We start from the raw sequence: 13,728 nt of genomic DNA, 5'->3' as shown, positions 1-13,728 counted from the left end.
GCTGATCTCAAAAAAGAGTGGTTTCAAAACAAGGGCTTAGCCCAGAAGCCTTAAACGGCTTCCTGCACTGCGGCTGTTACCTGAGCGGCCAATTCACGACAGGTGCGCTTGACCAGTGCTACGTCTTCGCCTTCGACCATCACCCGAACCAGCGGCTCAGTTCCTGACGGACGTAACAAGACACGACCGCTGCGCCCAAGAGTGGCTTCTGCATGAGCCACGGCATTGACCACAGATGGCAATGACAGGACGTCTTTTTTCTGCGGCATCTGAACGTTAATCATCACCTGCGGAAATTTGCGCATACCCGATTTGGCTTGCGACAGCGTCTGATCCGCCTGGATCAGCGCGCACAAAACCTGCAACGCAGAAACGATACCGTCACCCGTGGTGGTGACGTGTTTGCACACCAGATGGCCCGAATTTTCACCACCCAGATTCCAGCCACGCTCATTCAGCTGCTCAAGCACGTAACGATCACCAACCTGAGCGCGAACCAGCTCAATACCTTCGCGCTCCAGCGCCACCACCAGTCCGAGATTGGTCATCAGCGTACCGACGACGCCACCGGCCAGTTGGCCCGTTGCTTTCATATGAACAGCGAGGATGTACAGCAACTCATCGCCATCGACCAACTCACCATCGCCATCGACCATTAACAGCCGGTCGCCATCACCATCGAAGGCGATACCCAGGTCAGCCTGCTGTTCCAGAACGGCACGCTGTAGGTTGGCCGGATGAGTCGAACCCACCCCTTCGTTAATGTTCAAACCGTCCGGCTGGGCACCGATAACGCTGACCTTGGCACCCAGCTCCCGAAACACCTTGGGAGCCACGTCGTAGGTTGCACCGTGGGCACAATCGAGCACGATCTTCAGCCCACCCAAACCGATATAGCCGGCGGTGCTTTTGCAGAATTCGACATAACGACCACCGGCATCGGGAATGCGATTGGCTTTACCCAATTGATCGCTTTCTGCTGTCGTCAAGGCCAGCTCAAGCTCTGCTTCGATGGCCAGCTCAAGCTCATCGGGCAGTTTGGTACCAGCAGCGGAAAAGAACTTAATGCCGTTGTCGTAGTAGGGATTATGTGACGCTGAAATAACGATGCCGGCATCGGCGTGAAAAGCGCGCGTCAGATAAGCAATTGCCGGCGTTGGCATCGGCCCGACCAGCAAGCTGTCGCAGCCTGCCGCCGACAAGCCCGATTCCAATACCGATTCGAACATATAGCCGGAAATGCGAGTGTCTTTACCGATCAGAATGCGACCCTTGCCTTCACGCGCAAAAACGCGACCGGCGGCCCAACCCAGCTTCAATACAAAGTCAGGAGTGATCACACCCTGGCCAACCCGACCCCGAATACCATCGGTTCCAAAATAACGTTTTACGTCACTCACCTGGAGTGTTTCTCCCTATAAAGCGGTGCTAATCGACACCGTACTGGACGGCGTTGGTCATGGTGATGGCATCGACGGTTTCAGCCACATCGTGCACCCGCACAATGGCCGCCCCTTTCAAAGCCGCGGTAACGGCGACGGCCAGGCTGCCATACAGACGCTGATCAACCGGTTTACCCAAAACATCACCAATCATGGATTTGCGCGACATACCCACCAGAATCGGGCAATCGAAAGCGCGGAAACGAGCCAGTTGATCAAGCAGCGCCAGATTGTGACCTACCGTTTTGCCAAAGCCAAACCCCGGGTCAACCATAAGTTGTTGACGACGCAGCCCCACGGCCTCACAGGCAGCTATGCGTTCACCTAAATAGCGCTCGACCTCCACCACCACATCGGCGTATTGCGGGCTTAATTGCATGGTGCCGGGCTGTCCCTGCATGTGCATCAGACAGACCGGCAAGCCCGTATCGACCGCCGCCTGTATCGCACCGGGGCGGGATAAAGCGCGCACGTCATTGATCAGATGCGCACCCAGCCGAGCGCTTTCACGCATTACTTCCGGCGTGCTGGTATCAACCGACAAGGCCGCATCAACCCGTCCTGACAAGGCTTCGACCACCGGCAAAACCCGATCCAACTCCTGCTGCACACTGACTTCGGCAGCGCCGGGGCGCGTGCTTTCACCGCCGATATCGATCAAGGCAGCACCGGCCTCCGCCATAGCTTCGGCGTGGCGAATGGCTGCATCCTGACCGACAAACCGACCGCCATCGGAAAAGCTGTCCGGAGTTACATTCAAAACGCCCATAACCTGAGTGCGACTCAGATCCAGGGTGCGATTCCCACACTGCCACTGCTGCCAACTGTTCATTCCACTCTCTCACTGGTGCGCACACATAAAAAAACGGCGCCGCAGCGCCGTTTGATCTGGCTCGTCAGTTCCGCCTTACTCCGGCTGACCTTCGCGGTTCAGTTCGCCATCGTCATCAGCGGTTTGACCGGCCGGTGCCGGATCGGGGTCCGGGCCGCCTTTGTTGCGATCTTCCCAGCCTTTCGGCGGGTTCGGCTTATTGCCGTTCATGATCGCTTCGATCTGTTCGGCGTCGATGGTTTCATATTCCATCAACGCATCTTTCATCGCTTCGAGCTTGTCGCGATTGTCTTCCAACAGGTCGTAAGCGGTTTTGTAGCACTTATCGAGAATCCGTTTGATCTCGGCATCCACTGCCTTGGCCGTCTCACCCGATACTTTGGACATAGAACCCTGATCACCCAGATAACCCTGCTGTTCTTCTTCGAACTGCTGAGCACCGAGTTCACTCAAGCCCCACTTGGTGACCATATTACGCGCCAACTGCGTCGCCCGTTCGATGTCGTTCGACGCGCCGGTGGTCACGCCATCAACACCGTTGGTCATCTCCTCGGCAATACGACCGCCATAGAGACTGCAAATCTGACTTTCCAGATGACGTTTGCTGACCGAGTAACGATCTTCTTCCGGCAGATACATGGTCACACCCAAAGCACGACCGCGCGGGATGATTGACACCTTATAAACCGGGTCATGCTCGGGCACCAAACGACCAATAATGGCGTGGCCGGACTCGTGATAGGCGGTATTAATCTTCTCTTTCTCAGACATGACCATGGATTTGCGCTCAGCGCCCATCATGATTTTGTCTTTGGCCCGATCAAACTCTTCCATGCTGACCACGCGGCGACTCAGACGAGCGGCAAACAGGGAGGCTTCGTTACAGAGGTTAGCGAGATCGGCACCGGAGAAACCGGGCGTGCCACGAGCAATCACTGCAGCGTTCACATCGTCAGCCACCGGAATCTTGCGCATGTGGACTTTCAGAATTTGCTCGCGACCGCGGATATCGGGCAGGCCAACCACGACCTGACGGTCGAAACGACCCGGACGCAGCAAGGCGGGGTCGAGCACGTCGGGACGGTTGGTGGCAGCAATAACGATGACGCCATCGTTTACTTCAAAGCCATCCATTTCGACCAGCAACTGGTTCAATGTCTGTTCGCGTTCATCGTTGCCGCCACCGATGCCAACACCGCGCGAACGGCCAACGGCATCAATCTCATCGATAAAGATGATGCACGGCGCTTGCTTCTTAGCCTGGTCAAACATGTCGCGGACACGGGACGCACCCACACCCACAAACATCTCGACGAAGTCAGAGCCGGAAATGGAGAAGAACGGCACCTTGGCTTCACCGGCAATGGCCTTAGCCAGCAGGGTCTTACCGGTACCGGGAGGGCCGACCATCAAGACGCCACGCGGAATGGTGCCACCCAGACGCTGGTATTTGCCCGGATCGCGCAGGAATTCAACCAATTCCTGAACGTCTTCTTTGGCTTCTTCCACACCTGCCACATCGGCGAAGGTGGTTTTAATCTGATCTTCACTGAGCATCTTGGCTTTGCTTTTACCAAAGCTCATCGGGCCTTTGCCGCCGCCCGCGCCACCTTGCATCTGGCGCATAAAGAACATGAATACTGCCAGAATGATCAGGATCGGGAAGGCTGCAACCAGCAACTGAGTCCAGATGCTCTGCTGCTCCGGCTGTTTGGACACCACATCGACGTTGTGCTGGATCATCTGATCGATCAGTTGGGAGTCATCCACATAGGGCGGGCGAACGGTATCGAAACTCGAACCATCGCGACGAATGCCCTGGATGTTCAAACCCTGATAGGTCACTGAACGGATCTGGTCCTGCTCGACCTGCTGGACGAAGCGGGAGTAGCTCATCTCTTCGGTACTGGGCGCCATGTCGAAATTATTGAACACCGCCAGCAGCACCGCCGCTATGATCAACCAGAGAACTAGATTCTTAGCCATAAGGTTCTACTTTACTCATTCTTTGCAGCATCGCTGCGTTGTCGCTTAACCCCGGAACCCCTGGGCAACCAGATAAGTCTCGCGGGAGCGGGCACGTGATGATTTCGGTTTGCGCATCACCACACGCGTGAAAGCCTGACGGGCGGCCTTGACGTAGTCGTCGAAGCCTTCACCGTGAAAGACCTTGGCAACAAAACTGCCGCCGGGCCTCAGGATAGCTGTTGCCATCTCCATTGCCAATTCGACCAGGTAGATGGCAGCCGGTTGGTCGACCGCGGCCACCCCGCTCATGTTGGGGGCCATGTCGGAGATTACAAGATCCACCGGACGCTCGCCGATCAGCGCCAGCAGGGCGTCGTAGACGTCCTGTTCGGTAAAGTCCCCCTGAATGAATTCGACCCCGGGAACCGGGTCCATATCCAGAATATCGGAAGCAAAGACACGCCCGTCGTCACCGACGGCACGAGCAGCCACCTGTGACCAACCACCGGGCGCTGAGCCCAAGTCAACCACTGTCATGCCCGGCTTGAGCAGATTGTCTTTCTCTATGATCTCAATCAGTTTGTAGCTGGCGCGACTGCGAAAGCCGTCCTGTTGAGCCTGGCGCACAAACTGATCATCAAAATGTTCACGCAGCCAGTCATTGCTGCTTTTAGATCGGGCCACGGGTTTCCTCGTTTGGGCGGTTGTAACGTACAATGGCGCGCTTGCACGCATCGAGTTGGAATTAAGTGAAATGAGTTTGAATCAGGAACAGAAAAAACGCTACCGGGCCATCGGTCACGACCTTAATCCTTTGGTCACCGTTGCTGAAAAAGGCCTGACCGAATCGGTCCTGGCGGAAATCGACCGGGCGCTGCGCGATCATGAACTGATCAAGATTAAGGTCAACCTGGCCGACCGCGATGAAAAGAAAGCCGCCATCGCTTCCGTTTGCGAACAACTGGACGCCACTCTGGTGCAGTCCATTGGTCACGTCGCACTGTTGCTACGCCGTGAAGACAAGCCGAATCCGAAGTTGTCTAATTTGTTGAGAGTTTAGGAAGACGCTAAACGGGAGACGGGAGACGGGAGACGCTAAATAGCGTCGAGCGTCTCCCGTTCTGCGTTAAGCGCCTACCGGCGTCAGCCAGTGGTGTTCATCCGGCGCTTCGCCCCACTGCACCTGATTCAACGCCAGGCGCAATGCTTCCGTGGTCGGGCCGGGTTTGCCTGCGCCCACCGGATAGGACTCACCATGACGGATCAATCGACTGACCGGTGTTAGTACGGCCGCAGTTCCGGACAGAGCCGCTTCGGTACCGGGTTTGGCCGCACGTTCCAGCAACTCATCAACCGTCAAGTTGCGTTCGCTCACCGTCATGCCGCGATCCCGCGCCAACGTCAGCAATGAATCGCGGGTAATACCGTGCAGGAAGGAACGATCCAGGCCTTTGGTGATGATTTCGTTGCCGTCGATCAAAATAAAGTTGGCCGCGCCGGTCTCCTGGACATCACCGCCCGGACAGAACAATACCTGATCGGCTTCGTACTCGGCCTTGGCCGTCAGAATGGGCGTCAAGGCAGAGGCGTAGTTACCACCACTTTTCACCATGCCCATATGAGCCGCGCAACGCATGCCGTCCTCTTCCAGCAACAACGTCAGACCGCCACCGCCGCCGCTGAAATAATCACCTACGGGTGATAACAGCACGTAGAGCAAGGAACTATCGGTTGGGGCTGCCGCTTTACCGATGGCCGCTTCAGTACCGATATGCGTCGGGCGGATATACATCGACCCCGGCGCTTGCGGCACTTCATCTTTAAAGCGCGCCACCAGATCAACAATCATCTCGGTCAACTGGGCTTTGTCGATCGCTGGAAGGTTCAGCAAACGGCTGCTCTGAGCCAAGCGTTCTACATTGGCCTCCACACGAAACAGCTTCACCGAACCATCGGCGTGACGAAAGGCCTTCAAGCCTTCGAAACAGGTACTGGAATAATGCAGAACATGCGCGCCAGGATGGAGCGTAAGCGCGTCGGACGGGACGATTTCAGTCGACGACCAACGCCCACCCTCGTACCGGGCCTGCGCCATCTGCGGCATAAAAACGGTTCCAAATGCGGCCATCATAATTTCCAAATTTCCAGGGTCCGGACGGACCATTAACAGCGCCGGCGACACCGGCGACCCTTAAGGAGTCTTTGAATAATTTCCCAAAGCTCCGTTACATCACTCCAAACGGCGCTCAGGCAGCCGGGGCGACGCTTCCATCAGGGCTTGCCAGCAGTCAGTGACTGCCTCGCGAACGCCAGCAAGTTCAGCACTGATCTGCGCACCTTCAAGCACATTAGCCTCGCGCTGCAAAATACGTTGATGCACCTCGCGGCGCAAAACCAGGTAGGCAGACAGCAAACGACGATGCTCAGCTTCGCTCAGATAACCCACTCGATGCAGTTGCTCAAGACAACGGATATTGTCCGACCAGCGCGTCAGCTCCGGGTAGTCCGCAGCCCATGATAAGACGCCATATTGCACCATAAATTCCACATCGACGATACCGCCGGCATCCTGCTTTATATCGAACAGAGTGTTGTCTGAACTGCTCAGATGGCGGGTCATCTTGGCGCGCATCTTAACCACTTCCTGGCGCAGCGTTTCCCGATCGCGATGATGTTGCAATACGTCCGCGCGAATCTGTTCAAAGTGCTGTTTAATTTCAGGATCACCGGCAATGCAACGCGCCCGCACCAGGGCTTGGTGTTCCCAGGTCCAGGCCTGATTGTTCTGATATTTGGCAAAGGCCGCCAGGCTGCTGACCAGCAAGCCGGAATTGCCCGACGGTCGCAAGCGGGCGTCGACTTCATAAAGGTTGCCGGACGGTGTTTGTGCCGACAGCAGATGAATCAGTTTCTGACCCAGGCGCGCCATAAACAGACTGTTATCGATGATCTTGGGACCTTCGGTTTCGCCCTGACTGGCGGCATCGTGCAGAAATACCAGATCGAGATCCGATTCATAGGACAACTCCAGACCGCCCATCTTGCCGTAGGCAATCACCGCGAAATCCAGCTCACACCAATCCCCGTTATCACGACTGGGGCGACCATGCCGCTCTACCATCTGTTGCCAGGCCAGCGCCAAAGCCTGCTCCACCACAACCTCGCCAACCCAGGCGAGATAATCGGAAATGTTCATCAGCGGTAAGGATTCGGTGACTTCGCACGCCGCTGCCCGCAGTACCCGGCCATGACGAAAATGACGCATCACCTCCATTTGCTGCTCCAGATCATCGCCGGGAATACGCAACAACATCTGCAACAGCTCGTCTTTTAATTCGACCTTATCAGGCAAACGATACAGGCTGTCCGGGTCGGTCAGTTCATCAAGCAAATAGGGTTTGTTTTCCAGCAAGTCGGCAATCCAGGATGACGCTGGCGCCAGACGACACAACTGACGCAACGCCTCCGGATTTTCCACCAGCAGCACAAAATAAACGCTGCGCCGCAACACCGCTTCAAGAATGGGACGAATGGCAATAAAGCCATTGTCCAGTTGATGAGTCCGCGCCAGTTCGGTCAACAGCAAGGGCATTAGCCGATCCAGATTGGCGCGACCTTCACCTTTCAGCCGAACCACGGCCGGTTCATTGCGAAATGCCTGCACCGCTTCGGCGGCAGCCTCCGGCAGTTGCTCCGGTTGCGCAGCCGGATCTTGCCAATAGGCCAGCCAGTGAGACTCGGCATCAGCATCGGCAGCGCTGTCTTCGGCGATAACCTGACTGAAATGAAAGTGAATGCGTTCGCGGTGCTGCTCAAGCTCAGCGAGCAGCGCTTCGGTATCGGCCAGACCCAGACTGAACGCCAAACGCTCAAGGTCCTTAGGGTCGGCAGGAAGACGCTGGGTTTGCTCATCATGCAGCGCCTGAATGCGGTGTTCCAGGTCGCGTAAAAAGTCGTAACCGGCGGTTAATTCCTCGACCACGCCCGCGGGCAAATAGCCTTCGCCGGACAATAATTTCAGCACCGGCCAGGTTCCGGTCTGCTGCAAGTCGGTATCCTGACCACCGCGAATTAACTGAAACGCCTGGGTGATAAATTCGACTTCGCGAATCCCACCACGGCCGAGTTTGATGTTGTCTTCCAGCCCCTGACGCCGGACTTCTTTTTGAATCAAATCTTTGAGTCGACGCAGCGCACCCAGCGCCTGAAAATCGACATAGCGCCGATAAGCAAAGGGCTTTAATTCCGCCATCAGTGCTTCGCAGGCCGCGGGCGCGCCAGTGACCGGCCGCGCCTTGATCATGGCATAGCGTTCCCATTCACGACCTTGCTGAGTGTAGTAACGCTGCATGGCGTTGAAATTACTGACCAGAGCGCCGCTTTGTCCCCAGGGCCGCAAACGCATATCGACGCGAAATACAAAACCGTCTTCGGTGCGGGTATCCAGCAGTTGAATCAGCTTGCGTCCGACGCGGGTAAAGAAGGCTTCGTGACTGTTGCCGGCACTGGTTTCACCCTGACTTGGAAAGGCAAAAATCAAATCGATATCGGACGATAAATTCAGTTCCCGCGCGCCATGTTTGCCCATGGCCAAAACCACCAACTGCTGTTGATCTTCACCGTAATCGGAAGGTCCGGGTTCACCCCACTGCTGCGCCCAAAAACGATGCGCATAATCCAGCGCCTCGCCAATGGCGGCGTCGGCCAGGTCGGAAACCGCCCGGGCTGTTTGGCGCACGTTACTTAAACCAGCGGCATCACGCACGATCAGCCGCGCCAGGTGCCAGTTGCGCCATTGACGTAAATCGGCAAGCACCTGAGTTTCGTTATCCAGCGACCAATCCCGACTGCGCGCTCGCAACTGCTCAGCGGCGTCTACATCAAGTTGCAGACTGCTGGCAAAATCAACCCATTGCGACTCACGACCTTCCAGCCATTGCGCCAACCACGGACTGCACAGCACCGCTTTTTCAAGCACCTGTTGTTGATCTTCTGTCAGGGCTTGCCAGGCAGCCTGGTCGGTCAGCGGGTGATTGGCGTCGATCATCAGGAACTCCTAAATCCAAGGGCACTCAGGCTCGGCAGCCGGGTCCAGACTGTCAAGCCTGACGCCAGCCAAACGACAGTCATCCAAATGCATAGCGACAACGAATTAAGGAACTTTAGACCCCAAGACGCCGTCTGCTTGAGGTACCATCATTCGCCGTGATCGATCCCTGCTTAAGGATATTCCATGAAACGCTTAGTATTGCTGTTAACCACTCTCACTGCCCTGAGTTGTTCTACCTGGGCCGACGACTGGCAAGACATTCTCGACGAAGCCAACGGCCAAACGGTTTACTTCCATGCCTGGGGCGGCAGCCAGCCGATCAACGATTACCTGAGCTGGGTTGCTGATCGAGTGGAGCAGGAATACGGCGTTAATCTGGAGCACGTCAAAGTGGCGGAAACCGGTGCTGTGGTCAGCCAGGTGTTGTCGGAGAAAACCGCTGGCCGCAATACCAACGGCTCGGTCGATCTGGTGTGGATCAACGGCGAAAACTTCGCCGCCATGAAAGCCAATGGTTTGCTGTTCGGTCCCTTCACTCAAGATCTGCCGAACTACGCCCTGGTGGATACCGAGAATAAACCGACGACCCGCTTCGATTTCACCACGCCGGTCGATCATCTCGAAGCACCCTGGGGCATGGCACAACTGGTGTTTATGTACGATAGCGCGCGACTGGATACGCCACCGGCATCCATGGCGCAACTGCTGGAGTTTGCCCATGACAATCCAGGCCGCTTCACCTACCCGGCGCCGCCCGCCTTTCACGGCACCACCTTTTTGAAGCAGGCGTTGCTGGAGCTAACCACTTCGCCCGACGCCCTCTATCAACCGGTCGACCAGGCCGATTTCGATGCGGTTACCGCACCGCTGTGGGCGTTTTTGGATGAACTGCATCCGCTGATGTGGCGTCGCGGCCAGACCTTCACCAACGGCGCACCGGAAATGCAGCGGCTGCTGGCCGACGGCGAAATCGTCATTTCCCTGAGCTTTAATCCCAACGACGCCAGTAACGCCATCGCCAATGGCGAACTGCCCGACAGCGTGCGCACCTCCGTGCACGATGCCGGCTCCATCGGCAACACCCACTTTGTCGCCATTCCTTACAACAGCAGCCACAGCGCCGCTGCGCAAGTGGTCGCCAACTTCCTGATGTCGCCGGAAGCGCAAGCGCGTAAAGCCAACACCAACGTCTGGGGTGACCCCACTGTGCTGGCGATGAACAAACTGAGCGCCGATCAAAGCGCCCTGTTTGACGCTCTGCCTATGGGCGCTGCCACCTTATCGCCGGACGAGTTAGGCGCCGTACTGCGCGAGCCACACGCCTCCTGGGTCGGTGCCCTGGAACAAGCCTGGCTGGAACGCTACGCTCGTTGAGTTGGACGCCACGCTTCAATCTCAGTTGGGTCCCCATCCTGACGCTGGCGGTGTTTTTGATACCGGTCAGCGTCGGCCTGGCCGGCACCTGGCTGCCGGCTTTTGGCTGGTTTCCGGCGCTGGGCCAATACCGTTTTAGCCTGCAACCCTGGTACGACCTCTTCGCTTATCCGGGGTTTTTCAGCGCTATCCAACTGACGTTGATCACTGGTCTCGGTTCCGCCTTACTGGCGCTCACGGCCATGTTGCTGATGTTGATGGCGTTCTATCCATCGCGTTTGTTTCGTCGTCTGGAGCGTTGGCTGGCGCCGGTGCTGTCGGTACCTCATGCTGCCTTTGCCATCGGTTTGGGGTTTTTGATCACGCCCAGCGGCTGGTTGATGCGGCTCTTTGCCAGCCTCACTGGCGTGCCGGCTTACCCGCCCAACTGGCTAACCTTTCAGGACCCCTGGGGCATCAGCCTGATGCTGGTATTGGCGTTGAAAGAGACGCCTTTTCTACTTTTTATGGCGCTGGCGTCATTGCCGTCGCTCAAGGTGTCGCAGACACTCTGGCTCGGACGCAGTCTGGGTTATGGCCGCGCCAAAATCTGGCTGACGCTGCTCTGGCCCCAGCTGTATCCCCGCTTGCGACTGCCTTTTTTCGCCGTCGCAGCCTATAACCTTTCCGTCGTCGATCTGGCGCTGATCGCCGGGCCGACCACACCACCAACGGTGGCGGTGCTGGTCAATCGACTCTTTAACGACCCGGATCTGTTGTTGCGCTTACCCGGTGCCGCGGGCGCCACCGCCTTGCTGGCACTGACCATGGCGGTGTTGCTCTGCCTGCGCTTGCTGGAACCGCTGGTGCGTTTCTGGCGACAACAGTCAGTCCGTTCGGGTCAACGCTGGCGGCGTTCACCTAGCTTGCGGCCGTTGGCCACTGTAGTGCTCGGGATTGGTGCTGTGGCTTACGGTGGCGCTCTGCTGGTGCTGGTGCTGTGGTCACTGGCCGGAGCCTGGCGCTTTCCCGATGCTTTACCGCAGTTCGATCTGAGCCACTGGCAAAACGCGCCCCAACAACTCGGCTCAGCGCTTTGGCTGACCTTAAGTACCGGCCTCTGTGCGGCCTTGATTGCGCTGGTTTTGGTGATGGCGGCGCTGGAAAACGAAGTCCGGTTGCACTATCAACGACGCGATTTTAATGCTCAGCGCTTGCTCTGGTTGCTGTACCTGCCGTTGCTGGTGCCGCAAATCGCCTTTCTGTTTGGCTTTCAGGTGACGCTGATCTGGTTCAATCTGGATCGTCACTGGTGGGTTCTGGTCTGGTCGCATCTGGTGTTTGTGCTGCCCTATACCTTTCTTACGCTCAGCGGTCCCTACCGCGCCTTTGACGATCGCTACAGCTGGCTGGCGCAGACCCTCAGTGGCTCACGCTGGCACGCCTGGTGGCGCATCAAACTGGGCATGTTGTGGCGGCCCATCGGCTACACACTGGCCACCGGCTTCGCCGTTTCGGTGGCGCAATATCTGCCGACGCTCTTTATGGGCGGCGGGCGCTTTGCCAGCCTCACCACCGAAGCTGTCAGTCTCGCCAGTGGCAGCGATCGTCGCACCGCAGCCGTCTATGCACTGGCGCAACAGGGATTGCCATTATTGGGTTTTGCGCTGGCGGCGCTGGCCGTCAGCTGGCGTTACCGTCGTTCTCGTGACTTGCAACAGGGTGGGTTTTGATTCGCATGAGTTTTGAATTACAGCAACTGACTATCTGCCTTGATCAGCAACTGCTGTTTCAGCCACTCAACGTGCAACTGGCCGGCGGTGAAATCGCCACCGTTATGGGCCCCAGCGGTTCGGGAAAGTCGACCTTGCTGGCCGCCATCTGCGGCACACTGCTGCCGGCGTTTGAGGCCAAAGGCGAGATACAGCTGAACGGCCACGACCTAGCGGTGTTGCCATTGGAAGACAGAGGCGTTGGCATTCTGTTTCAGGACGATCTGCTGTTTCCGCATCTGGACGTCTTTCATAATCTGGCGTTCGGATTACCGGCGGGCTTAAACAAAACCGAACGACGCTTGCGCATTGAGTCGGCACTGGCAAGCGCCGGTCTGGACGGCCAGGGTGGCCGCGATGTCGCCACCCTTTCCGGGGGGCAACGCGCCCGCGTCAGCCTGTTGCGAACGCTGTTGGCCGAACCACAACTGATTCTGCTCGACGAACCCTTTGCCAAGCTCGATCAGCAATTGCGGGAGAGTTTTCGCGATTGGGTGTTTGCCCGCATCACCGAGCTGGGCATTCCGGCCTTGCTGGTCACCCACGATCCAACGGACCGCCCTGTCCAGGGCCCCTTACTGCAACTGATCGCCCCAAGCGGAGAATAACCATGCTCGATCGCTGGACCTTGCGACTGATCAAAGGCCCCTTACAAAGCACTGCGCGCCAGTTGGATAAACGCAATGTCACCGCCAATCAGGTCACCCTGGGCGGCTTTGCCGTCGGTCTGCTGGCGTTACCGCTGCTGGCCGTTGAATGGTACGGCCTGGCACTGCTGACCATCGCCCTGAACCGCATCGCCGATGGCCTGGATGGCGAACTGGCCCGGCTCAATCAACCCAGCGACAGCGGCGCCTTCCTCGATATCGTGCTCGATTTCCTATTCTATGCCGCCATTATCGCCGGCTTTGCGCTGGCGCGGCCGGATACCAACGCCTTGCCTGCCGCCCTGCTGTTGTTCGGTTTTATGGGCACTGGCAGCAGCTTTCTGGCCTTTGCCATCCAGGCCGAACGTCGCGGCCTAACCAGCATGAGCTATCCAAACAAAGGCTTTTACTATCTGGGTGGCATCACCGAAGGCACCGAAACCATCGCTTTCTTTGTGTTGATGTGCCTGTTTCCGGACGCCTTTGTGCTGCTCGCCAGCCTGTTTTTTGTCCTCTGCGTGATCACCACCGCCACTCGTGTCATCGGGGGCTTTCACACTTTGCGCACTTGAGTATGCTAGGCGCCCGCAATCAGGGTTTGCAGGCATGCGCATTGCTTGCTACCCGACAAGCGGTTTAGGCTGCTGTCGTTCACCAACCAAGG

The 13,728-nt window shown here is 57.3% G+C and carries 11 protein-coding genes; 5 read left to right on the top strand and 6 right to left on the bottom strand.

The window, feature by feature from the left end; all coding sequences use genetic code 11:
• Positions 1-50: 50 nt before the first annotated feature.
• From glmM to rlmE, 4 genes are all read right to left on the bottom strand, one after another.
• The gene (gene glmM, locus ACXAE6_RS10075; protein WP_475147107.1) at positions 51-1,400 is read right to left on the bottom strand and encodes a phosphoglucosamine mutase; all 1,350 of its coding nucleotides are present in this window, start codon (positions 1,398-1,400) and stop codon (positions 51-53) included.
• A 28-nt stretch (positions 1,401-1,428) separates the two neighbouring features.
• A complete protein-coding gene (folP, locus tag ACXAE6_RS10070) occupies positions 1,429-2,274 on the bottom strand; it encodes a dihydropteroate synthase (protein ID WP_475147104.1) in 846 nt (281 codons plus the stop codon).
• A 75-nt stretch (positions 2,275-2,349) separates the two neighbouring features.
• The gene (gene ftsH / locus ACXAE6_RS10065; protein ID WP_475147102.1) at positions 2,350-4,260 is read right to left on the bottom strand and encodes an ATP-dependent zinc metalloprotease FtsH; all 1,911 of its coding nucleotides are present in this window, start codon (positions 4,258-4,260) and stop codon (positions 2,350-2,352) included.
• 45 nt (positions 4,261-4,305) lie between these two features.
• The gene (rlmE, locus tag ACXAE6_RS10060) at positions 4,306-4,977 is read right to left on the bottom strand and encodes a 23S rRNA (uridine(2552)-2'-O)-methyltransferase RlmE (RefSeq protein WP_475147099.1); all 672 of its coding nucleotides are present in this window, start codon (positions 4,975-4,977) and stop codon (positions 4,306-4,308) included.
• A gap of 19 nt (positions 4,978-4,996) precedes the next feature.
• Here rlmE and ACXAE6_RS10055 point away from each other — a divergent pair, with 19 nt between their 5' ends.
• Positions 4,997-5,302, top strand: coding sequence for a YhbY family RNA-binding protein (locus ACXAE6_RS10055; protein WP_392806133.1), 306 nt, complete (start codon positions 4,997-4,999; stop codon positions 5,300-5,302).
• A gap of 66 nt (positions 5,303-5,368) precedes the next feature.
• Here ACXAE6_RS10055 and ACXAE6_RS10050 read toward each other — a convergent pair whose 3' ends face one another.
• On the bottom strand, positions 5,369-6,370 hold the full coding sequence (locus ACXAE6_RS10050; RefSeq protein ID WP_475147097.1) for a branched-chain amino acid aminotransferase: 1,002 nt from the start codon (positions 6,368-6,370) through the stop codon (positions 5,369-5,371).
• A gap of 102 nt (positions 6,371-6,472) precedes the next feature.
• A complete protein-coding gene (glnE, locus tag ACXAE6_RS10045; RefSeq protein WP_475147095.1) occupies positions 6,473-9,289 on the bottom strand; it encodes a bifunctional [glutamate--ammonia ligase]-adenylyl-L-tyrosine phosphorylase/[glutamate--ammonia-ligase] adenylyltransferase in 2,817 nt (938 codons plus the stop codon).
• A 186-nt stretch (positions 9,290-9,475) separates the two neighbouring features.
• Between glnE and ACXAE6_RS10040 the strand changes: the two genes are divergently transcribed.
• From ACXAE6_RS10040 to ACXAE6_RS10025, 4 genes are read left to right on the top strand one after another with little or no spacing between them, the layout of a single operon-like run.
• The gene (locus ACXAE6_RS10040; protein WP_475147092.1) at positions 9,476-10,666 is read left to right on the top strand and encodes an ABC transporter substrate-binding protein; all 1,191 of its coding nucleotides are present in this window, start codon (positions 9,476-9,478) and stop codon (positions 10,664-10,666) included.
• Positions 10,663-12,378 (top strand): ABC transporter permease, encoded by a 1,716-nt coding sequence (locus tag ACXAE6_RS10035; RefSeq protein WP_475147090.1) that lies wholly within the window; start codon positions 10,663-10,665, stop codon positions 12,376-12,378. Before ACXAE6_RS10040 ends, ACXAE6_RS10035 begins: the two co-directional genes overlap by 4 nt.
• Positions 12,379-12,383: 5 nt before the next feature.
• A complete protein-coding gene (locus ACXAE6_RS10030) occupies positions 12,384-13,025 on the top strand; it encodes an ATP-binding cassette domain-containing protein (RefSeq protein ID WP_475147088.1) in 642 nt (213 codons plus the stop codon).
• A 2-nt stretch (positions 13,026-13,027) separates the two neighbouring features.
• Positions 13,028-13,636, top strand: a complete 609-nt coding sequence (locus tag ACXAE6_RS10025) for a CDP-alcohol phosphatidyltransferase family protein (protein WP_475147085.1) — start codon at positions 13,028-13,030, stop codon at positions 13,634-13,636.
• Positions 13,637-13,728 lie beyond the last annotated feature (92 nt).

It is taken from the genome of Saccharospirillum sp. ABV4_185 (assembly GCF_056159245.1).
The sequence above is the reverse complement of the archived record's forward strand: the minus strand, read 5'-3'. Positions and strand labels throughout refer to the sequence as shown.

Bases quoted from the DNA above. Each gene is read 5' to 3' on its own strand.
- ACXAE6_RS10055 (WP_392806133.1), top strand. From the start codon at position 4,997: ATGAGTTTGAATCAGGAACAGAAAAAACGCTACCGGGCCATCGGTCAC.
- rlmE (WP_475147099.1), bottom strand. From the start codon at position 4,977: ATGCGTGCAAGCGCGCCATTGTACGTTACAACCGCCCAAACGAGGAAA.
- ACXAE6_RS10025 (WP_475147085.1), top strand. From the start codon at position 13,028: ATGCTCGATCGCTGGACCTTGCGACTGATCAAAGGCCCCTTACAAAGC.
- ftsH (WP_475147102.1), bottom strand. From the start codon at position 4,260: ATGGCTAAGAATCTAGTTCTCTGGTTGATCATAGCGGCGGTGCTGCTG.
- ACXAE6_RS10050 (WP_475147097.1), bottom strand. From the start codon at position 6,370: ATGGCCGCATTTGGAACCGTTTTTATGCCGCAGATGGCGCAGGCCCGG.
- glnE (WP_475147095.1), bottom strand. From the start codon at position 9,289: ATGATCGACGCCAATCACCCGCTGACCGACCAGGCTGCCTGGCAAGCC.
- ACXAE6_RS10030 (WP_475147088.1), top strand. From the start codon at position 12,384: ATGAGTTTTGAATTACAGCAACTGACTATCTGCCTTGATCAGCAACTG.
- folP (WP_475147104.1), bottom strand. From the start codon at position 2,274: ATGAACAGTTGGCAGCAGTGGCAGTGTGGGAATCGCACCCTGGATCTG.
- ACXAE6_RS10040 (WP_475147092.1), top strand. From the start codon at position 9,476: ATGAAACGCTTAGTATTGCTGTTAACCACTCTCACTGCCCTGAGTTGT.